The sequence below is a fragment of the Paraburkholderia sp. AV2 genome (assembly GCF_054968425.1).
This window is the reverse complement of the sequence record NZ_JBANLK010000081.1, coordinates 1-18,596: the sequence shown is the minus strand read 5'-3', so window position 1 is coordinate 18,596 and position 18,596 is coordinate 1. Positions and strand designations below refer to the sequence as shown.

Genomic DNA, 18,596 nt, shown 5'->3' with positions numbered 1-18,596 from the left:
CGCTGGCCGCCTGATCATGCCGTCCCGCCCGTACACCACTATTGACGATTGCTCGCATGTACCACCCCACTGCTGCACCATGCCGCGTGGCATGAAAAGAACGCTCGACGCCAGCCGCGCGAGCACCTTAATGTCTGCAGTCGGGCCCCGGTGGGTGAGTGTCGCGATCGAGGTTTTCGGTCTCCAATGCCCGTGCGAGGGCCGCGTGTGCGGCCGCCAGCTCCAGTGCAAATCGTTGCGCGGGCCGGCGGGGTATGCGCAGCCGTCGGCATATGACCTCACGATCGGCGTGCCAGAGATACACCATACGCAGCATGTCGCGATGCCGTGGATGTAATGTCTCCCAGGCCTTTGTGATCCTCGCGGCATCGATCCGATCGTACACACCACGCGCTGCGTTACCCCAATTCGCCAGACGCAGTCCGAGCGGTGCCGTAGCCATATTCCGGCTCATGACCGGCCTCCCGCGCCCTGCGGGCGCAGGTGTGCAGGCACGCGATAGCGCGCAGGATTCGCGAGGAACGCTTCGATGTCGGCTAGCCGCCATCCCACCAGGCGGCCACCGAGCTGGACAGCCGGCGGAAACGTGCCCGACTGCATACGTCGGTAGATGGTCGAGCGCGACAGACCCGTGCGCATTTCGACCTGCCGGCGGCACAGAATATCGCCCGCGCCCGCATTATCGATTGTCATGACTAGCCCCCAGGAAACATTCCTGCCCGTAACGGGCGGGACACGAGGGCATTCAAGCAGCGCGCGCCGCTCACGGCCAAACCCGTCTTATCGGCGGGGGCTCCCGTCGGGAGGCGGACACCGGGCGCGCAACCGCATCATGACAACCGAATCGGCTCTAATGGGTGCGTTTCAGGGAGAACCTTATGACCAGCACTGACCGCGATCAGCAGCCAGAAAGCTTTGCGCGCAGTTCATCGCTTCGAGCCGGCTCATCCCTGAAAGCGAATATCTGCGCGACGGCAGGCGCATGATCCACGGCCGGGGCTCCGGCTCGTAGCACTGCATCCCTCGATCGCGCCGCACTGCAGATGCGGAAAGCAGCCGGATGTACCGGCCGCTGAAGAATTCAATCTCCTGGAAACGGAATACGGGTAGCGCGCGGAGCGGTCGAAGCGATCGTTGCCATGACAGCGCGGGCCGAACGCTATCTTGATGAACTGGCCGCCTGTATGGCCGGGACAAGCCACCGTGTCGGGGACGAGAGACAGCGTGTCAAAGCCATGAGCGTTCAACCCCGCGCCGGGGTCACCTAGAACTTCATCCGGATACCTGCACCGAGGCTGTTGCCCGACGACACGCTACTCATCGTGTCGTAGCGCCACGCCGCATAGACGTCCGTCCGTTTCGAAAGCGGATAGTCGTATCCGAGTGCCACCGTCGACCAGCGTATATCGCTGCCCTGCTGCGGGCGTCGCCGTGTTCCCGCCCACGATGCCAGCACGCTGCCCGTCCCGACCTGCGCGCTTGCCCCGACCTGCACGGTATCGTCGGTCAGGTCGTTGTTGTTCGTTACGCGTTCGTACTGGAAGTAAAGCTTCACGGCCCGCAGGCGGTAAGCGCCGCCCACGAGCCATGCGGTCTGCTCCGTCGCGCCGTTCAGGAACAGCGACGCGGTGTGCAGGCTCTGCACTGCGGCCGTCGCCGAGAACGGCCCGGCAAAGTACAGCAGGTTCGCGCTGTAGTTCGCCTGCCCGGCGTGGCCCGCGACCCCGGCATTGCTGTACAGCAGACAGCCCGACAGGCCAGCCACTTCCGGCGTCTGCCAGGCGATCGAGTCGTCGATCGCCGTATCACTCTGCACCGACGCCGCGCCCATTGCCGACCCGAGGAAGGTGTGGACCACCATCGGCGAGAAAACGAACGAATTGCCGAACGGATTGAACAGCAGCGTGGAGACGAACAGCGGCGCGTCGTTGCGGCCGAGGGTCAACTGCCCGAACTTCCCGCTCAACCCCACGAATGCCCGCCGCCCGAAGAACGACTGTCCATCGAACGAGCCGACCTGCCCGCCATTGATCCGGTAGAAGCTCTCGAGCGTAAAGATCGCCTTGAGCCCGCCGCCCAGATCTTCCGCGCCCGACATTCCCCAGTACGACGTCGACATGCCACCCGATCCAACCTGCCATGCATTCGACGAACCCGGCGTGCGTATCACCCCCGCGAACGCGTCAGCAAGCCCATATAGCGATACCGACGATTGCGCCTGCGCGGCGCCCGCCACAGCACACAGTCCGAGTGCTGCCATTCCTTTCCCCAACGTTCCTCGCCTGTCCCAGCCCATGGTCTCTCTTTCTTCGCCTGTGAATGTTCTGTGTGACGCTGCCGCGCAGCCGGCCAACCCTGTCGCCTGCACCTCATGCCGGCCTCACCCGGGCCAGCGGCCTGCCGCTGTCGGCGAGCGCGACGGCGACCAGCAGTTCGGCCGGACCCGGTGAATCGGCCACCGACAGGCTCACCGTGTCGAAGTGGTCGAAGCTCCACATGTCCGCGGTCCCGTGCAGCGGGATATCGACAGTCGCACCGGCCGTCGCGCGCTTCGTGACCGATGGCATGATCGACGTCGCGCCTGGAAGACACGCGCGTACGGCTTTGCCCAGACGTGGATGGAGCAGCGCAGCGCCCCATTCGAGCGGAACGTCCATTCCGACGAGCGCGGCCTTGCCGTATGCCTGCACCGCGGCAGGCGCGCAGCCAAGGGCCTGCAGCGCGCGACCGGTGAGCATCCGGCCGAGGTCGTCGCCGAGCGCACACAGGACCGTGAGGTCATCGTCGATGTCGGCGAACGCGGGCCTGAGCACCGCCGCCGCAACCACCAGCCGGTGGGGCGATGTCAGCGGCGTGTCCAGTTCGGCGCACCGCTCGACAAGCTGGATAACGACGCGCGTCACGGTGAGGCTCATGATTCCGTCTCCGTCGCGCCGGCCCCGAGCAGCCTCACGTCCGGCGATGGGAAATCGCCTCTCGCGCGCTCATACGCATGTGCGGCCCGCAGCACCAGCGCATCACATCCACGTCGGCCAACGATCTGTACGCCGACCGGCATCCCACCGGCAAAGCCACAGGGCACGGATATGGCGGGTACGCTGGCCTGGTTGCACCACGCAGTCAGAAACGGCGCCGAGCGCATATGACCGGGCAAGCCGGGAACCGGTGGCGGGCCGCGATGGAAGGTCGGCGTGATCAGCAGGTCGTATTGCGCGAAGAAAGCCTCTATCGCGGCGCCGAGCGCGTGCCTCGCGAGCAGGGCGTCGGCAAACGTCGCTGTATCGATCTGCGCCCCAGCTTCCGCCAGAGCCAGCAGTTCTGGATCAAGCAGGGTCCGGTCAGCCAGCTCCATGTGACGGACACGCTGCGCGAAGAACACTGACCACTGGATCGAATGCATACGGCCGTCGCCGTAATAATCTGCGACCGGTTCGACATCGGCCGGCACGACTGTCGCGCCGAGTCCGGCGAACGCGTCTGCGGCCCTGCTGACGCTCGCCGCAATGTCCGGTTCCACCTCAATGCCGCCAGGCGACGCGCAGTACGCGATCCGCAAGCCGGCGACTCCGCCGTCAAGGGCGGCCGTATAGCACGGTGGCGCGCCGGTGCCGGGATATCCGTCATGGGCACCCGCCATGGCGTCGAGCATCAGCGCGGCATCGCGAACGGTGCGCGCGATCGGCCCGAGCGTGGACAGTGCCGTCCACGACGCGGCCCTGCCTGCCGGCACCAGTGCAAATGTCGGCTTGAAACCCACCACTCCGCTCCAGCACGCTGGAATCCGGATCGAGCCCCCGCCGTCCGTCGCGAGCGAGAGCGGTCCCATGCCGAGTGCCACGGCAACAGCGGATCCCCCGCTGCTACCGCCGGATGACAGTTGCGTATTCCAGGGGTTGCGGGTGGCGCCCGTCAGGGGGCAGTCGGTGACGATCTTGTTGCCGAACTCGGAGGTCGTCGTCTTGCCAAACAGAATGGCGCCCGCGCTGCGTAGCCGCGCGACGGCCGGCGCATCCTCGTACTCCCGGTCCGGCGACGACGTCCACGACCCATATCGCGTCGGGAGTCCCCCCACCGCCACGAGATCCTTCACAGAGACAGGCACGCCGTCGAGCGGGCCGCATGACTCGCCCTTCAGCCAGCGGCGCTCCGATTCTCCGGCGGCCTTGAGCGCGCCCTCCTCGTCAAGCGCACAGAACGCATTGACCGCCGGATCGAGTCTCGTGATCCGGTCGAGCACCGCACACATGACTTCGACAGGCGACAGTCGCCGCTGCCGGTAACCGGCCAGCAGCTGGGCCGCATTCAGCATCACTATGTCATCCATTCTGTAGTCCTGATTGATTCATATGAAAACGGACCACCGACGCGAGCCGTGGCTATCCCTCGCAGGCCGGTGTGACCGGCCCCGTGGAGTCGAGAATCGAAAAACTGTTGTCGGCGAGCGCCTGACCGATCCGGGTCTGGCAGAGGACATGACCACCGTCGTGGCTCAACCCGGTCCTGCCGCGCGGCAACGCAACGGACACCGCCGGCAACGCGGCACGGACGCGGGCCGCGTCTACGCTTGCGGTCGACTTCACCGCCTCGGCAAAGAGCCGGATACCCGCGTACGTGTTCTCCCCATGCGGCAGCACCACTGCATGCCGGCCTAGGCGAGGATCGCGCGCGTCGGCGTAATGCGCCGTATAGCGCGCAAGGAACGCTTCGTTTTCCGGGTTGTCGATGCTCATGAAATACGACGACACGCCGATCGCGCCCGTCGATGCGCCGGTCGTCGCAATCGACAGCGATTCATGCGCGATGTCCGTCACGAGCGGCGGCTTCATCGCGAACGAGCGGTACTGCTTGACGAAGGTCACCGGATCGTCGCCGATGCTGTGCCACACGATCTGGGGGCCCGCACTGGCGACGCGCTGCAGGACCGCGCCGTAATCACGCGTGCCGAACGGCAACCAGTAGACGTCGAGAAACTTTCCGCCGTGCCGGGTCACTGCCGCCTGCAGCTGTGGGATCAGTACCTTCCGGTTACTGCCGATGTCCGAGACGACTGCGCAGACGGAGCGCCCACCATCGCGCATGAGCCACGCGATAAGCGGATCGATGCGCTGGCTTGCAGCAAGGCCCGTCGTGAGCAGCTGTGGATCACACCGCCCCTCGTCGAAGTTCGGATAGACCACGAGCTTGCGGGCCGACCTCGCCGCCTGAAGGGCCGCTTCGCGCTCCGACGGCAGCACCATGCCGGTGATCATCGCAACGTCGTCGCGCATGAAGAGCTGCCGTGCCTTTTCCAGCGTCACAGCCGTCGACATCTGTGTGTCCTCGACACTCAGCTGCAGTGGCCGTCCGAGCAGGCCGCCCGCTGCGTTGATCTCGTCCACGGCCAGCGCGGCGCAGTTGCGGTTCGTCTGCCCCACTCGCGTCAGGGGTCCGCTCAGTGGCGCGAGCAGTCCTATCTTCAGCGGCTCGGCTGCACGCGCGAACGGAGAAACGACCGATGTGGCGAGGGAGGCGGCTGCACCAAGCAGCACGGTTCGGGAAAATTCACGTCGGTTCATGCGTGGTCTCTCTGGTGGTTACTGGATGTTTTCGGTACGAAGGTCTCCCGCGGCGTCAACCGCCGGAGAGAGCCAGCGCGCGAGCGGGTGCTCCTCCATCCCGTTGCGCGGTGGCTCAACCGGGCCGGCATGCACGAGCCGGCCGTTGCTGAGCACGATGCAACGCTGCGCGCTCTGCAGGACGAGGTCGAGGTTCTGCTCGACCAGGAGAACGGCGAGCTTCGAGCGGCGACACAGTTCGGGAATGACTTCGCCGATGCGCTCGACCAGGTTCGGCTGCACGCCGTCGGAGGGCTCGTCGAGCAGCAGCAGCCTGGGACGGCCACACAACGCACGGGATATCGCGAGCACCTGCTGCTCTCCACCGGAGAGCGTTCCGCCCTGCTGGGAAAGTCGCTGCTTGAGCACGGGGAAATAGTCAAACACCTCGTCGAGGATGCCGGCACCGCCTGCGGCCTGCGTGCCCATCAGCAGGTTTTCGCGTACGGTGAGCCTGGGAAAGATCCAGCGCCCCTGGGGCACGAGACCGATGCCCCGGCGGGCAATCTCATGCGTGCGCAACCCGTTGAGCGGCTGCTCCAGGAAGCGCACCGCGCCGCTCGCGCGCGGAAGCAGTCCCATGATTGCTTTCACCAGCGTGGACTTGCCTGCGCCATTGCATCCCAGCACCCCGACAACCTCGTTGGGCAGCACGTCCAGCGAGAGCTGATGGATCACGTCCACGTCGCCATAACCGGCGCACAGGTTCTCAATGCGCAGCATGAGCGGCCCCCCTGCCCAGATAGATGCGGCGGATCTCCGGGTCCCCCGCTATCTGCGCGAACGATCCCCGGCGCACCACCTCGCCCCGGTGCATTACCCAGGTCTCGCAGGACAGGGCCTGCACGAAGCCGAGGTCGTGCTCGATCGCAAGTACAGCGCACCGCTCACGCAACCGGTGGATGAGGCGAACGAGACGCTGTGCGTCCTTCGTGGACAGACCGGCCGCCGGCTCATCCAGCAGCAGCAGCGTGGGCTGGCACATGATGGCCATGCCGATTTCCAGCCACTGCCGCTCGCCATGAGAGAGGTGCGAGGCAAGCTGGCCGGCCTCTGCCAACAGGCCGACCTCCTCCAGCACTGCATCGGGGTCCGGCATCGGTGAATCACGGTGCGCTGCAACGCCCATCCCGGCAACCATCAGGTTGTCGCGCGCGCTCATCGCCAGAAAGGTGTTGGTGCCCTGAAACTTGCGCACCACGCCACGGCGGCAAAACTGATGCATCGGACGGCCCGTCATCCGCTCGCCGTCCAGATACAGCTCGCCGCTGCCGGCCGCGATGGCGCCGGAGAGCAGACCCACGAGCGTGCTTTTACCGGCGCCGTTCGGCCCTATCACGCACAGCAGGTCACGAGAACCGATCGCGATATCGACGCCGGCTACGGCCTTGATGCCACCGAACGCCCGGGACAGACCCACGCCCTGGAGAAAGGGAGCGCTCATTGCCGCTCCTCCTGCGCGTGACCCGCGCGATGGACCACTGGAGTGCTCGACGCGGCCCGTGCGATGCGACGCACGGCGCGCACGAGACCAGACGCCCGCACGCCGTCAGGCAGGAAAAGCACACAGGCGAGAAAAAGGCCACCAAGAATCAGTGGCCAGCCGTCTGTGCTGTAGCTCGACACGACCTGTTTGACCAGCGTCAGGACGACGGCGGCGGCGACGGGTCCTCCGGTCTTTCCGCGGCCGCCGATGGCCACCCAGAGAATCACCTCGGTCGACAGCAGCGGCGAGAAAACATCAGGCCCGACGACGCCCGAGCAGGCGCCCATCAGCGCACCGGCCACGGCCGCCAGCATCGCCGAGGTGATGAAGACCATCAGCAGATGAAACGAGGAGTTGTATCCGCATGCCTTTGCGCGCCATTCGTTCCCAGCGATCGCATCGAGTACCTTGCCGTACCGGCTGCGACACAGCAACCACAGGAGTGCGGTCGCCGCCAGCAGAACCACGGACACGGCATACCAGGAGGCAGCAGGCGTGCCGAGGTCGACTGTGTAGCTGCCGATGGCAAACGAGAGTGCGGGGATGCCGAGGATTCCTGTGTCACCTCCTGTGACCGACTGCCAGCTCACGGCAAGCTGCTGTGCAACGATCAGCACGGCAAGACTGATGATGGCAAAGAAATGCAGCCTGACGCCTGCAAACAGCAGGAAGTAGCCGATCACGGCCGCAACCATCGCGGCGCATCCCACTGCGCAGATCAGTCCGATCGCAGGCGTCTGCGCAAACTGCACCGTCGCAATGGCAAAGCCATAGGCGCCGAGTCCGAGAAATGTCGTGTGTCCGAGCGTGAGGATGCCCGCGCGTCCCCAGAGCAGGTCATAGCTGAGCGCCAGGATGCCCATGACCAGCGCGTCACGCACCGTCGACAGGAACCAGGGGCTGACAAACAGCGGCAGCAGGGTCACGGCGACTACGGCCGCGCCCCACGTCAGCATGGGTGGAGCGTCCCCGGCCCCGAGTGGCGACTGTGAAAGCCAGAGCCGCAGGCGGCCTGCATGTTTCCCATACATACGATTTATCCTTTACCGAGAAGCTGATGGGCTGCACTGAACCCCGGGATGAGGCCCTGCGGCCGGAACCGGATGACGATGATGGAGAGGACAAGCACGATGGCTGACGCCAGCGAGGGATCGACGCGATAGCTGAGCAGGGTCTCGGCGGTACCGATGGCCACACTGCCGACGATGCTGCCCGCGATGGAGCCAATACCGCCCAGCACGATCACAAAAAACGCCTTGGCGAGATATGAGACGCCCATGTGGGACTCGACCGACACCATGGGTGCGACGAGCACACCGGCGAGCGATGCGAGTGCCGCACCACCCGAGAAGGCGATCCGGTTCAGGCGCCTCGTATTGATACCCACGGCTTCCGCCATCGTGGGGTGCTGGATCACGGCGCGCAGTTGTGTGCCGAAGCGGGTACGGGTGAAGAGCAGCCAGCAGCCAGCAGTGACCGCCAGCGCCACGACGATTACGAAGACGCGGTAGGCGGGATAATTTCCACCAGGAATCGGCAACGCACCGTCAAACGGCGTGTACACCAGCATGGGCTGGGTACCGAAAACAAGCTCCAGTACCTTCTGCAGGATCAGGCTGACCGCATACGTTGCGAGCAGCGTGTCGAGGGGCCGGTCGTAAAGCAGCCGGATAACCAGTCGCTCGAGACACCAGCCGAGTGCCGCACCCACGACGGGGGCCGCGACCAGGGCGAGCCAGTAGCCCCGAGCCCCGGCCACCGCCTGAACGACGGCCAGCGTATAGGCCCCAATCGTGACCCACTCGGCGTGCGCCAGGTTCACGATGTCCATCATGCCAAAAATGATGGCCAGGCCAAGCGCCACCAGCGCAAGAATGCTCACGTAACTCAGGATGTTCAGCGTCGTTGTCATTGCAATATCCAGGTCTTCATGTTCGCTTTCGAATCCACTCCGGAGATCGCGCATCCGCGCAGCGCTCTGGCTTTGCTTGCCAGCCCACCCGTTCCAAAGTAATTCTTAGCCCACAGACTAAGTAACTCTTAGTAAAAACGGCAAAAAATTGCCAGAGACTCGGGGGATGCCGGGTCCCGACACTATTTCCTCCGTTTTTGCCAAGCGCCTCAAACAGGCCCGTCTACGCTCGGGCCTGACGCAGGAGCAACTCGGCATTCGCGCGGGAATCGACGAGTTTTCGGCAAGCGCCCGCATCAACCAGTACGAAAGGGGCAAGCACCTGCCCCATCTCGCGACCGGCCAACGTCTGGCGAAGGCGCTCCACGTTCCGACTTCCTTTCTTTACGAAGAGGACGATCTGCTCGCATCCCTCCTCGCCACGGCTGGCCGTCTCACCCGCGACAGGAAGAAAATCCTTCTTGCCGATGCCGAAGCATTCGCACGCTCATCTCCCCCACCCCGAAAAGCAAAATAAACTTTAGTCTCATGACTAAGAGTTACTTAGTAAAAACCCCGAGCGAATCCGGGAAACTCGCCGGATGCCGCGCGACACACCGACCCCCGATACCGTCTTCCCCAGACGCCTGAAACAGGCGCGCCTTCGCTCGGGCCTCACCCAGGAGCAGCTTGGCATCCAGGCGGGTATCGACGAATTTTCCGCCAGCACCCGCGTCAACCAGTACGAAAAGGGCAAGCACGCGCCGGCCATACAGACAAGCCAGCGTCTGGCGCGGGCGCTGCTCGTTCCCACTGGTTTCCTCTACGAGGACGACGAAGTGCTCGCGAACCTGCTGGCGATCGCGGGCCGGCTCAGCAAGGAGAAAAAGAAAGCGCTCCTCGCCTGCGCAGAGAAACTGGCCCAAGCATAAACTAAGATTGTCTTAGTTTTCCTGCCAGCGAACATCGCGCCAATACCGGCGTTGATCCGCATCCCAACTTCACGTTCAGGCACCCGGCGGGACGCGCGCCGATCTGCCCCGCGACGCGCGTCAAACCTTCGTCACACCCCCGGCCCAGACTGGGGCTGGTTGCGCTCGCACTCGAAGCTCATCGATTTATGATGATAAAATTTACGTGCTCAGAATTGCGATGTCAACCTCGTAAATTGACTGGTTAACCCTGATTTTTGCCAGGGCCGCGAATACTTGACACGGTTAAGTGTCCCGTTTATGGTCTATTTATGACTATTAATGGAGGCGACATGGACGGCGATATCTGCAATCTGACAATTCAGGAGCTTAATAACCTGTATCGCGCAGGCAAAGCCTCCCCGATAGACGCCGTCAAAGCCGTTCTGAAACGCATCGAGTTGCTCGACCCCTCCGTCAATGCCTTTTGCCAGATCGCTGCGGATGCCGTCGACATGGCCCGTGCTTCCGAGGAAAGGTGGCAACGCAAACAGCCTCTCGGCCCACTGGATGGCATACCGGTCAGCATCAAGGATAACGTGGCGGTCGCGGGCCTGGCCACGCGTTATGGATCCCGTGCAACGGATGCGTCCCCATCGACGATGGACAGCCCCTGTGTCGCCCGGTTGCGCGAGGTCGGCGCCATCTGCTTCGGGAAAACCACGCTGCCGGATTTCGCCCACAAGATCGTCACCGACAGCCCACTCACCGGCGTTACACGCAATCCCTGGGACAGGGAACGCACCCCTGGCGGGAGCAGCGGTGGCGCGGCCGCAGCGGTCGCGCTGGGCATGGGACCGGCGGCGATCGGTACCGACGGCGGCGGATCGATCCGGATTCCCGCCGCCTTCACGGGCACCTTCGGCTTCAAGCCGAGCTTCGGGCGCGTCCCGCACGCGCCGCGGGGACCTTTCGGCCTGATGAGCCATGTCGGGCCGATGACCCGCTGCGTAGGGGATGCCGCACGCCTCCTTACCGTGATCACCCGGCCGGACAGCCGCGACTGGTACGCGCTGCCGTTCGAGGCGAACGACTACGAGCTGGGCCTCAAATGCCAGCCGACGCCCGGTGGTATCCGCATTGCCTACAGTCCGGCGCTGGGGCTCAATGTCGCTCCCGAACCCGACGTCCAGAATGCAGTCCTCCAGGCCGTCGACACGTTCCGTCAGCTCGGCGCACACGTACAGTCCGAGGACCCTCCCGGGATTGCCCGGTGCAATGCGGTCCACGCGACACTGTGGCCTGCCTGCTGCCGCCAGCTCACGGACGGCCTCACCGGCCGCGCAGCATCGCTCGATCCGTCGTTGCAGGCCTATGCGAATGCGGGTGCGGCGATCTCCCGTGAGGCACTGCTGGCCGCCCTGATCGAGCGCGGCGAGCTCGGCGCTGCGGTCAACCTGTTCTTCGAACGGTACGACCTCGTCATCTGTCCGGTCTACCCCCGCGTTGCGATGAGACTGGCCGATCTTCCGGCCGGCGACGACCTGTTTCCCCACTTCACGGCCTGGTGCAACCAGCTCGGCCTGCCGGCAGCCAGCGTCTTCGCGGGCACGACGGCCGGGGGGCTGCCGCTCGGCATCCAGATCGTGGGCGGCCGTCATGCCGACGCGCTGGTACTGTGGGCGAGCCATATCCTTGAACTCGCCGTCGGGCGCGCACCACTGCCTGACGTCGCCCGCTCGCTGTCCGCATCCCGGGCAAATTGCAAACCTCACTGAGAACACCGCCTTCGACAGCGGGCCCCGTTGACAGCGGTGCCCAGACTTATGGGTTGTCCTTCTTGCCTGCGCGCAGGTCGAGGTCCGAGTCGAGCACAAGCTTCTGGCGCAGGGCTGCGTGCACCTTCCGAAGCTGCGCGTCAGCTTCGTCCATATGCTCCGCCATCAGCTTTTCGACCGCGGCGGCGTCACGCCGTCGCGCGGCATCCAGAATGGCCCGATGGGCCGCGACCGTCTGCCTGCCGAATGCCTGGTACTCATGCTGCGTCACGTTGCCGGCGACGATCACCAGGCTATGCAGCATCTGGTTGATGATCTGGCAAACGCAGCGCAGGAACGCATTCGGGTTGGCCAGCGCGAGGACGTCATGGAAATGGATGTCCTCATGCCGCTGGTCCAGCGCGTGCTCGTGACTGGCGACAAACGGCTCGCAGACTTCTACGCTACGCTCGAGCGCCTCCAGGTCCGCCTCTGTCAGATGCTCGACCGCCCCCGCCGCCAATAGTGGCTCCAGCACGCGCCGCACCGCGTAGATGTCCTCGAGGCTGATGCTCTCGAAAAACAGATAGTTCTGCAGCGCCTGAAAGGCGCGCGCGAGGGGCACCCGCGTAATCGTGGCACCGCCTTCGGGCCCCGTGCTGAGCCTCACCAGCCCTTGCACCTCCAGCGCTTTGAGCGCGTCGCGCATTGAGCTGCGGCTGACGTTGAACATCTCCTGAAGCTCCGCTTCCTTGTTCAACCGCACACCGGGACGCACCTTGCCATCGGTAATCCAGCTCTTGATGAGCTCCGCTACCTGATCGCCTCGCTTGGTCGTGCGTGGTCCCCGTTTATCCCGCTGCGGCACTGCCTTTTTTGCTGTGGTCTCTTTTCGCCCTGCCATACGTCACACCCGTAGTTGGCCATTCGTCGTTCGGTTCAGGCGTCATTATCGGCCATCCCCCGCCGCCCCGCCGTGATCCTGCCCCGCCAGGCCCCGGCTTCGGAGCGTATACCCTCCGAAGGTTCGGGGGTGACGACTGCACTGCCCACTGTCTACGCTCCATTCACACGACGGCCGCGCGCAGTACACGTACCGGCGGTCGCCGTGCCTGGGCGCGTTAGGCGCCGGTTGGGGGGAATAGATCATGACGCGACAGGCACATCCGTCGCATCCGGCACACGCGATCGAGGATATCCATGCGGCGCTCGCCGCACGGCGACTCGATCTCGAACAGCTCGCCGCGCGCATGCGGGCGGTCAGTCCCGAGTCAGATGCGCGCGGCGAAATCGTCGGCCCTCCCTGGTACCCCGACGACATTCCCGCCCTCAACCTGAACCTTGTGCCCGAGGCCTACGGCGGGTGCAGTGAAACCCAGTCGCTCGTGGCACAGGCCACGCTGATGGCGTGGCTGGCTGAAGCCGACGCCAGCCTTGCGCTCGCTCTACCCGGCCCCGGCCTCGCCATGCCGCCGGTCGTCGCGCTCGCCTCCGAAGCGCAGCAGGCGCTGTTCTTCCAGCGCTTCCAGTCCGCCACCCCACGCTGGGGCGCATTCGCGATTACCGAACCCGATTGTGGTTCGGACGCCACCGCAATGCGCACCACGGCGCGCCAAACCGCCCGCGGCTGGGTCCTGAACGGCACCAAGTGCTTCATCACCAACGGCGCCCGCGCAGACTGCGTGATCACTTTCGCCACGATCAACCGGCAGATGGGTCGATACGGCATCCGCGCGTTCGTGGTCGATCGCGAGACGCCAGGCTTCTCGGTCACGCGTATCGAAAAAATGGCCGGCCTGCGTGCAAGCCAGCTTGCGATGCTGTCGTTCACCGACTGTGAGGTGCCACACGACGCCATGCTCGCGCGCGGTGACGAGAAGCCGCTTGACGACGCATTCTCGGGCGCGCAGCGCTCGTGGGACTACTTCCGCCCCCTCCTTTCCGCAGTCATGGTCGGTACATGCCGCCGCGTACGCGCCGAACTCGCCGCCTGGCTCGAGGCGGGCGGCACGCCCGCGGCGCCCCGACTTCGCGTCGCCGACATTGACGCGCTCCTGCTCGACATCGACCGCCAGATCACCTCCGCATGGCTCCTCTGTCATTGCACGGCATGGAAAACCGACCAGGGACTTGCGACCTCCATGGAGTCGTCGATGACCAAGGCTTACGCCTCGCGCGTAGCGGCCAGGGTAGCGCGTACCGCAATCGACGTGGCCGGGATCGACGGCGTTGCCGCGCATCCCGCGCTGGATCAGGGTTACCGCGACGCCAAGGCGTTCGACATCATGGAAGGAACCGGTGATTTCCAGCGGCTCATGATCGCGCGAGCTGCGCTCCGGTCCCCGCAACAACCGTGGGATACCGCGTAGCCGGCAGCAACGACGACCCGACCACCGAGTATTCCCCCTGACGGAGACATTCGATGACGCAGATCCCCAGTTCGGCCCGCGAGGACATCGCGGCCACCATCAAGACCTGCCTGCTGGCCAGCATCGGCAGTACCCTGGACACGACGTTGATCTCGGACGACACGAACCTTTTCGATCTGGGCGTCGACTCGATGAACATGACCGAACTGCTGCTGCAGCTCGAACAGCGTTTCGGCTTCACGCTGGCCCCCGAGGACCTCTCGTCCGACCTCTTCGTGCGCTTCGGCAATCTGGTCTCGTTCGTGCAATCCCATGCGCAGCGCAACTGACCCGGCGCGCGCAGCGATGCGCATCAGCACCACGTCGCGATACATCCCGAGCGGGCGCGTACCGCCGCAGGCGCAACTGCGCGGTGCGGCCGGGGCCTCCACGTCCTCCCGCGACGTCGTCATGCAGTCAATCTATTCCGACGTGCTGAGGTGGCGGATTGCAGCCTGTCCGCCAGATGACGTAGATGAAACCTTTCGGCCGCCCTCCACGCAGCAGGTAGCGATCGAACGCAACATCACGCTGACGGACATGGCTTTGCTGGCCGCCCGGCAGGCAGTCCGGCGATCGTCGTCCGAGGCAAGGCAGACCGTGGACCAGATCGTCGTGTGCGCGACCAGTCTCGAGCACGACCTCGCCATGTCATGTGCGGGGCGGCTGCACAGCGAGTTCAGGTCGACCCGACCGCCGCTCGCCGTCGGGCAGCTTCAGGGTGTCGCGTCATTCCTGGGACTTCGGATTGCCCGCGGCATGATGGCCGAAGACGGGGACCTCGAGTCGGTCCTTGTCGTGGGCGCCGAACGATGGCTTTCCCCCTTTTCCCGTCTGGCCGGTACCGTCGCTGCGCTGGGCGACGGCGCCGCGGCCGCCGTTGTCCAGCGCGGCCAAGCCGGGGGCTGGTCAGTGCGCAGCGTGACCGTACGCACGCCGCCCCTTCGCCGCAGCGTCGAAGCCTGGATCGATGACGAGGCCCTGTCCAGCGTCATTGACGAAGCCTGCAGCACCGCCAGACTAACCGCGCGTAGAGTCCAGTGGATCATTCCGCCCTGCATCGCGCCCGCGCTCGTCCGCACGATCGGTGCACGCGCGGGCTTGCCGGCCGACCGGACATGGAGTGCCGGGCCCAACGACATCGGTTATCTCTGCGCTGCGGATCCGCTCGCGCAGTTCGACGCGTTTCTCAGCGTAGTCACGCCCGCCGTCGGAGATCACGTACTGCTGTGGTCCACTGGCCTGCAGGGACAGGCTGCCTGCGCTGTTCTCGAATATCAGGCGGGCTGAACCATGCTCCCGTCCGCCAGCACACTGTCCCTGTCTGCCGTCGCCTTCCGGCTGCCGGAGCAGACCGTCGACGCTGATGCCTGGGTGCGTCGGTGCGGGCTCCCCGGGCAGCAGGCCGAAGCACTGATGCGCAATGGTGTACACCAGTTCCATGACGCGGCAGCTGGATCGCCGGTAAGCCTTGCGTGCGATGCCGTATCGGCGCTGCTCGCACAGACTGGCGCCGCGCCCCCGGGCATCGACGCTCTGGTCTACACGCACACGATCCAGAGCAGTGTGCTCGCCCCACCGGCCGGCACCGCAGCGTTCATCCAGTCGCACATGGGCCTGAGACGCGCACTTGCGTTCTCGGTCATGCAGCAGAACTGCGTGTCGCCGATGGCCGCAGTCCGCGTACTTCAGGCACTGTCGGTGGAAGGCCAGCCGCTTCGGCGCGCCATCGTGGTGTGTGCAGACGTCATCGGTTCCGGATGCGACCGTCTGCGTGCGATCGAGGATCTCGCGCTCCACGGCGACGGTGCGTGTGCCTTTCTACTGGAGCGGGATTGCGATCGCAACCGGATTACCGGCCTGCACCTGTATACCGACCACCGTTATTTTCGCGGCACGGATGACGAACTGCAGCCCGTTCCCGATGACCGCTACTACTGGTCCGCATTCACCACGATGCGCGCCGCCCTCGCGCAGGCCGGGATCACGGGACGTGATCTCGCGGCCGTGTTGCCTCACCACGTCAACCTTCCTGGCTGGTCCCGCCTGATGACGATGCTGGCCGTGCCCCACGAGCGGCTCGTCACGTCGAACTTCGGGAAATTCGGTCACGTGTTCGGCGCCGATCCATTCATCAATTTCGGTACGTCCCCGCACCGCGCGCCAGGCACGTCGTCGCTGCTGTTTTCGAGCGGACTCGCCGGCTGCTTCGGCGCGATGGTCATACGCCACTGACCAGGAACGCTATCGGAGTCCAGCAATGAGAAATCTCCTTGACCTCGTCCAGTCACACGCACGGCGTACCCCGGATGCACAGGCGCTCGTCTGCCCAGAGACCGTCGTCACGTACAGGGAACTGGTCAACAGCGCCCACGCGTTCGGACATGCCCTGACCGCGCTCGACATCCCGCCAGGTGCGCGCGTCGCGATCTTCCTCGACAAGCGCGTTGAGGCCGTCGTTGCCATGCTGGGCGCGACTGCCGCGGGCGGCGTGTTCGTTCCGGTCAATCCGCTTCTCAAGCCGGCGCAGGTCAGCCACGTGCTGCGCGACTGCGGCGCGGCATGTCTCGTCACATCAGGCTTGCGCGCCCATACCCTGGCTGAAGCAGGGTCCTCGCCCGTGGCAGACGTCATCATCGTGGATGAGCCCGGCGTGCCTCTCGCGAATCTGGAAGCGGCTGGCCGGATTCATCGCTGGCCCTGGACCACCGCCGTTACCCCGAATGACGTTGCAGACACAACCTTCTGCAAAGCGTGCGTCGATACAGATCTCGCCGCCCTGCTCTACACCTCCGGCTCCACAGGACTACCCAAGGGCGTGATGCTCAGCCATCGCAACCTCCTTGAAGGCGCATGGAGCGTCGCCGAGTACCTTGGCCACGGGCCGTCAGACCGCATCCTCGCAGCGCTTCCACTGAGCTTCGACGCCGGACTGAGCCAGCTCACATCCGCCTGGGCCGCCGGCGCCACGCCCGTTCTCCTGAATTACCTGACGGCCCACGACGCGATCGCAGCGTGCGAGCGCGAGCACATCACCGCGCTCACCGGTGTGCCGCCGCTGTGGATGCAACTCGCGGGCGCGGCATGGTCAGACGCGGCGCGACGCCGCCTGCGCTACTTCGCGAACACGGGCGGCCGCCTGCCACTGCCGGTGTTGCAGAAACTGCGGGCGTTGTTTCCGGGAGCGAAGCCGTTCCTGATGTATGGCCTCACCGAGGCCTTCCGCTCGACATTCCTGGACCCCGCTGAGGTCGACCGGCGACCGGACTCCATCGGCAAGGCCGTCCCGAACGCACGCGTGCTTGTCGTGCGTCCGGACGGTACGCCATGCGAGCCCGGTGAACCCGGCGAGCTGGTGCACACAGGCGCCTTTGTCACGCTCGGATACTGGAACGACACCGCGCGCACCACCCAACGCTATCGCCCATCCCCCGAAGTGAAACCGGGCGGCGCGCAGCGGGACACCGCGGTCTGGTCCGGTGACCTCGTGCAGCGTGACGCAGAAGGTTTTCTCTATTTCATCGCCCGCAACGATGCCCAGATCAAAAGCTCCGGTTATCGCATCAGCCCCGAGGAAATCGAGGAAACCGTCCACGCAAGCGGTCTCGTGGACGAAGTCGCCGCGTTCGGCATACCGGACGGGGAACTCGGCGAAGCTGTCGCCCTGATGGTGGTCATGACAGGCGACACAGTGACAACCGACGGGGTACGCGACTGGTGCATCAAGCAGCTGCCGCGGTACATGGTCCCCCGGGATATCGTCCGTTGTGCGGAGATTCCACGCAACGCCAACGGCAAGTTCGACCGCGCTGCGCTGCGCACGGCATTCGCGGCCCACGCTTCAGGCTCCGGACAGACATCATGAACCATTCTCTCTCCAGCCCGGGCCTGCCGTTCGGGGGCGCCGACATCCGCCAGCTTGCCGAACGCGCCGGGCGCACACCGTTCTTCGCCTATGACCGCACCGCGATCACGCAACGCATCCGGGAACTACGCCGCCTGATACCCGGCAACATGCAGCTCCACTATTCGATCAAGGCCAACCCGATGCCGTCCGTCGTTCATCATCTCGGCGGGGAAGTCGACGGCTTCGACGTGGCTTCGGCGCAGGAAATGGCCCTCGCGCTCGATGCGGGTGCGCCACCTGGAGACATCGGGTTCGCCGGCCCCGGCAAGTCCCACGACGACCTGCGGCGCGCCGTTGCATGCGACGTCAACATCCATATCGAATCGGAGACGCAGCTGCGCCTTGTCACCGCACTGGGATGGGAACTGGGCGTGAAACCCCGTGTCGCGATCCGGATCAATCCCGACTTTCAGGTCAGCCACAGCGGCATGCGCATGGGCGGCGGCGGTACCCCGTTCGGCGTGGACGTCGATCAGGTGCCGACGCTCCTGCGCGAACTGGCAGCACGGGAAGTCGCACTCAGCGGTTTTCACATTTTCTGGGGCTCGCAATGCCTGCATGCGCCGACAGTGATCCAGGCGCAGCGACTTAGAAACGGTTTCAAAAAGAGTTCGTAGGGGCTGTTAACCCGTAACGCAACCT

19 protein-coding genes are annotated in these 18,596 nt (G+C 65.1%); 9 read left to right on the top strand and 10 right to left on the bottom strand.

Going from position 1 to position 18,596, the window contains the following annotated elements:
* Positions 1-450 precede the first annotated feature (450 nt).
* The 9 genes from V8683_RS30220 to urtB form a co-directional block, all read right to left on the bottom strand.
* On the bottom strand, positions 451-693 hold the full coding sequence (locus tag V8683_RS30220; protein ID WP_411189840.1) for a helix-turn-helix transcriptional regulator: 243 nt from the start codon (positions 691-693) through the stop codon (positions 451-453).
* A gap of 571 nt (positions 694-1,264) precedes the next feature.
* On the bottom strand, positions 1,265-2,260 hold the full coding sequence (locus V8683_RS30215) for a porin (protein WP_411189841.1): 996 nt from the start codon (positions 2,258-2,260) through the stop codon (positions 1,265-1,267).
* Between the two features lie 109 nt (positions 2,261-2,369).
* Positions 2,370-2,915, bottom strand: coding sequence for an amino acid synthesis family protein (locus tag V8683_RS30210; RefSeq protein ID WP_411189842.1), 546 nt, complete (start codon positions 2,913-2,915; stop codon positions 2,370-2,372).
* Positions 2,912-4,324: an amidase family protein gene (locus V8683_RS30205; protein WP_411189843.1), complete on the bottom strand. Its 1,413-nt coding sequence runs from the start codon at positions 4,322-4,324 to the stop codon at positions 2,912-2,914. Before V8683_RS30205 ends, V8683_RS30210 begins: the two co-directional genes overlap by 4 nt.
* Before the next feature lie 52 nt (positions 4,325-4,376).
* A complete protein-coding gene (locus V8683_RS30200; RefSeq protein ID WP_411189844.1) occupies positions 4,377-5,555 on the bottom strand; it encodes an ABC transporter substrate-binding protein in 1,179 nt (392 codons plus the stop codon).
* 18 nt (positions 5,556-5,573) lie between these two features.
* Entirely contained in the window at positions 5,574-6,317 is a 744-nt protein-coding gene (locus V8683_RS30195) for an ABC transporter ATP-binding protein (protein WP_411189845.1), read from the bottom strand.
* Complete coding sequence (locus V8683_RS30190) at positions 6,304-7,038, bottom strand: ABC transporter ATP-binding protein (RefSeq protein WP_411189846.1); 735 nt, start codon at positions 7,036-7,038, stop codon at positions 6,304-6,306. Before V8683_RS30190 ends, V8683_RS30195 begins: the two co-directional genes overlap by 14 nt.
* Complete coding sequence (locus V8683_RS30185; protein ID WP_411189847.1) at positions 7,035-8,111, bottom strand: branched-chain amino acid ABC transporter permease; 1,077 nt, start codon at positions 8,109-8,111, stop codon at positions 7,035-7,037. Before V8683_RS30185 ends, V8683_RS30190 begins: the two co-directional genes overlap by 4 nt.
* A gap of 5 nt (positions 8,112-8,116) precedes the next feature.
* Positions 8,117-8,992, bottom strand: a complete 876-nt coding sequence (gene urtB / locus V8683_RS30180) for an urea ABC transporter permease subunit UrtB (RefSeq protein WP_411189848.1) — start codon at positions 8,990-8,992, stop codon at positions 8,117-8,119.
* 166 nt (positions 8,993-9,158) lie between these two features.
* Here urtB and V8683_RS30175 point away from each other — a divergent pair, with 166 nt between their 5' ends.
* From V8683_RS30175 to V8683_RS30165, 3 genes are all read left to right on the top strand, one after another.
* Positions 9,159-9,509 carry a helix-turn-helix domain-containing protein gene (locus V8683_RS30175; RefSeq protein ID WP_411189849.1) on the top strand — a complete coding sequence of 117 codons (351 nt, stop codon included), beginning with the start codon at positions 9,159-9,161 and terminating at the stop codon, positions 9,507-9,509.
* Between the two features lie 64 nt (positions 9,510-9,573).
* Positions 9,574-9,903 (top strand): helix-turn-helix domain-containing protein, encoded by a 330-nt coding sequence (locus V8683_RS30170; protein ID WP_411189850.1) that lies wholly within the window; start codon positions 9,574-9,576, stop codon positions 9,901-9,903.
* Between the two features lie 332 nt (positions 9,904-10,235).
* On the top strand, positions 10,236-11,660 hold the full coding sequence (locus V8683_RS30165) for an amidase family protein (RefSeq protein ID WP_411189851.1): 1,425 nt from the start codon (positions 10,236-10,238) through the stop codon (positions 11,658-11,660).
* A 46-nt stretch (positions 11,661-11,706) separates the two neighbouring features.
* Here V8683_RS30165 and V8683_RS30160 read toward each other — a convergent pair whose 3' ends face one another.
* Complete coding sequence (locus V8683_RS30160) at positions 11,707-12,543, bottom strand: FadR/GntR family transcriptional regulator (protein ID WP_411189852.1); 837 nt, start codon at positions 12,541-12,543, stop codon at positions 11,707-11,709.
* Positions 12,544-12,787: 244 nt separating this feature from the next.
* On the opposite strand from V8683_RS30160, the gene V8683_RS30155 reads away from it, so the two are divergent.
* From V8683_RS30155 to V8683_RS30130, 6 genes are read left to right on the top strand one after another with little or no spacing between them, the layout of a single operon-like run.
* Positions 12,788-14,008 carry an acyl-CoA dehydrogenase family protein gene (locus V8683_RS30155; protein WP_411189853.1) on the top strand — a complete coding sequence of 407 codons (1,221 nt, stop codon included), beginning with the start codon at positions 12,788-12,790 and terminating at the stop codon, positions 14,006-14,008.
* A gap of 53 nt (positions 14,009-14,061) precedes the next feature.
* Complete coding sequence (locus V8683_RS30150; protein ID WP_310698303.1) at positions 14,062-14,337, top strand: acyl carrier protein; 276 nt, start codon at positions 14,062-14,064, stop codon at positions 14,335-14,337.
* On the top strand, positions 14,321-15,337 hold the full coding sequence (locus V8683_RS30145; RefSeq protein ID WP_411189854.1) for a beta-ketoacyl-[acyl-carrier-protein] synthase family protein: 1,017 nt from the start codon (positions 14,321-14,323) through the stop codon (positions 15,335-15,337). Before V8683_RS30150 ends, V8683_RS30145 begins: the two co-directional genes overlap by 17 nt.
* Positions 15,338-15,340: 3 nt before the next feature.
* On the top strand, positions 15,341-16,282 hold the full coding sequence (locus tag V8683_RS30140; protein ID WP_411189855.1) for a 3-oxoacyl-[acyl-carrier-protein] synthase III C-terminal domain-containing protein: 942 nt from the start codon (positions 15,341-15,343) through the stop codon (positions 16,280-16,282).
* A gap of 25 nt (positions 16,283-16,307) precedes the next feature.
* Entirely contained in the window at positions 16,308-17,912 is a 1,605-nt protein-coding gene (locus tag V8683_RS30135; protein WP_411189856.1) for an acyl-CoA ligase (AMP-forming), exosortase A system-associated, read from the top strand.
* Positions 17,909-18,571 carry an alanine racemase gene (locus V8683_RS30130; RefSeq protein ID WP_411189857.1) on the top strand — a complete coding sequence of 221 codons (663 nt, stop codon included), beginning with the start codon at positions 17,909-17,911 and terminating at the stop codon, positions 18,569-18,571. Before V8683_RS30135 ends, V8683_RS30130 begins: the two co-directional genes overlap by 4 nt.
* Positions 18,572-18,596 lie beyond the last annotated feature (25 nt).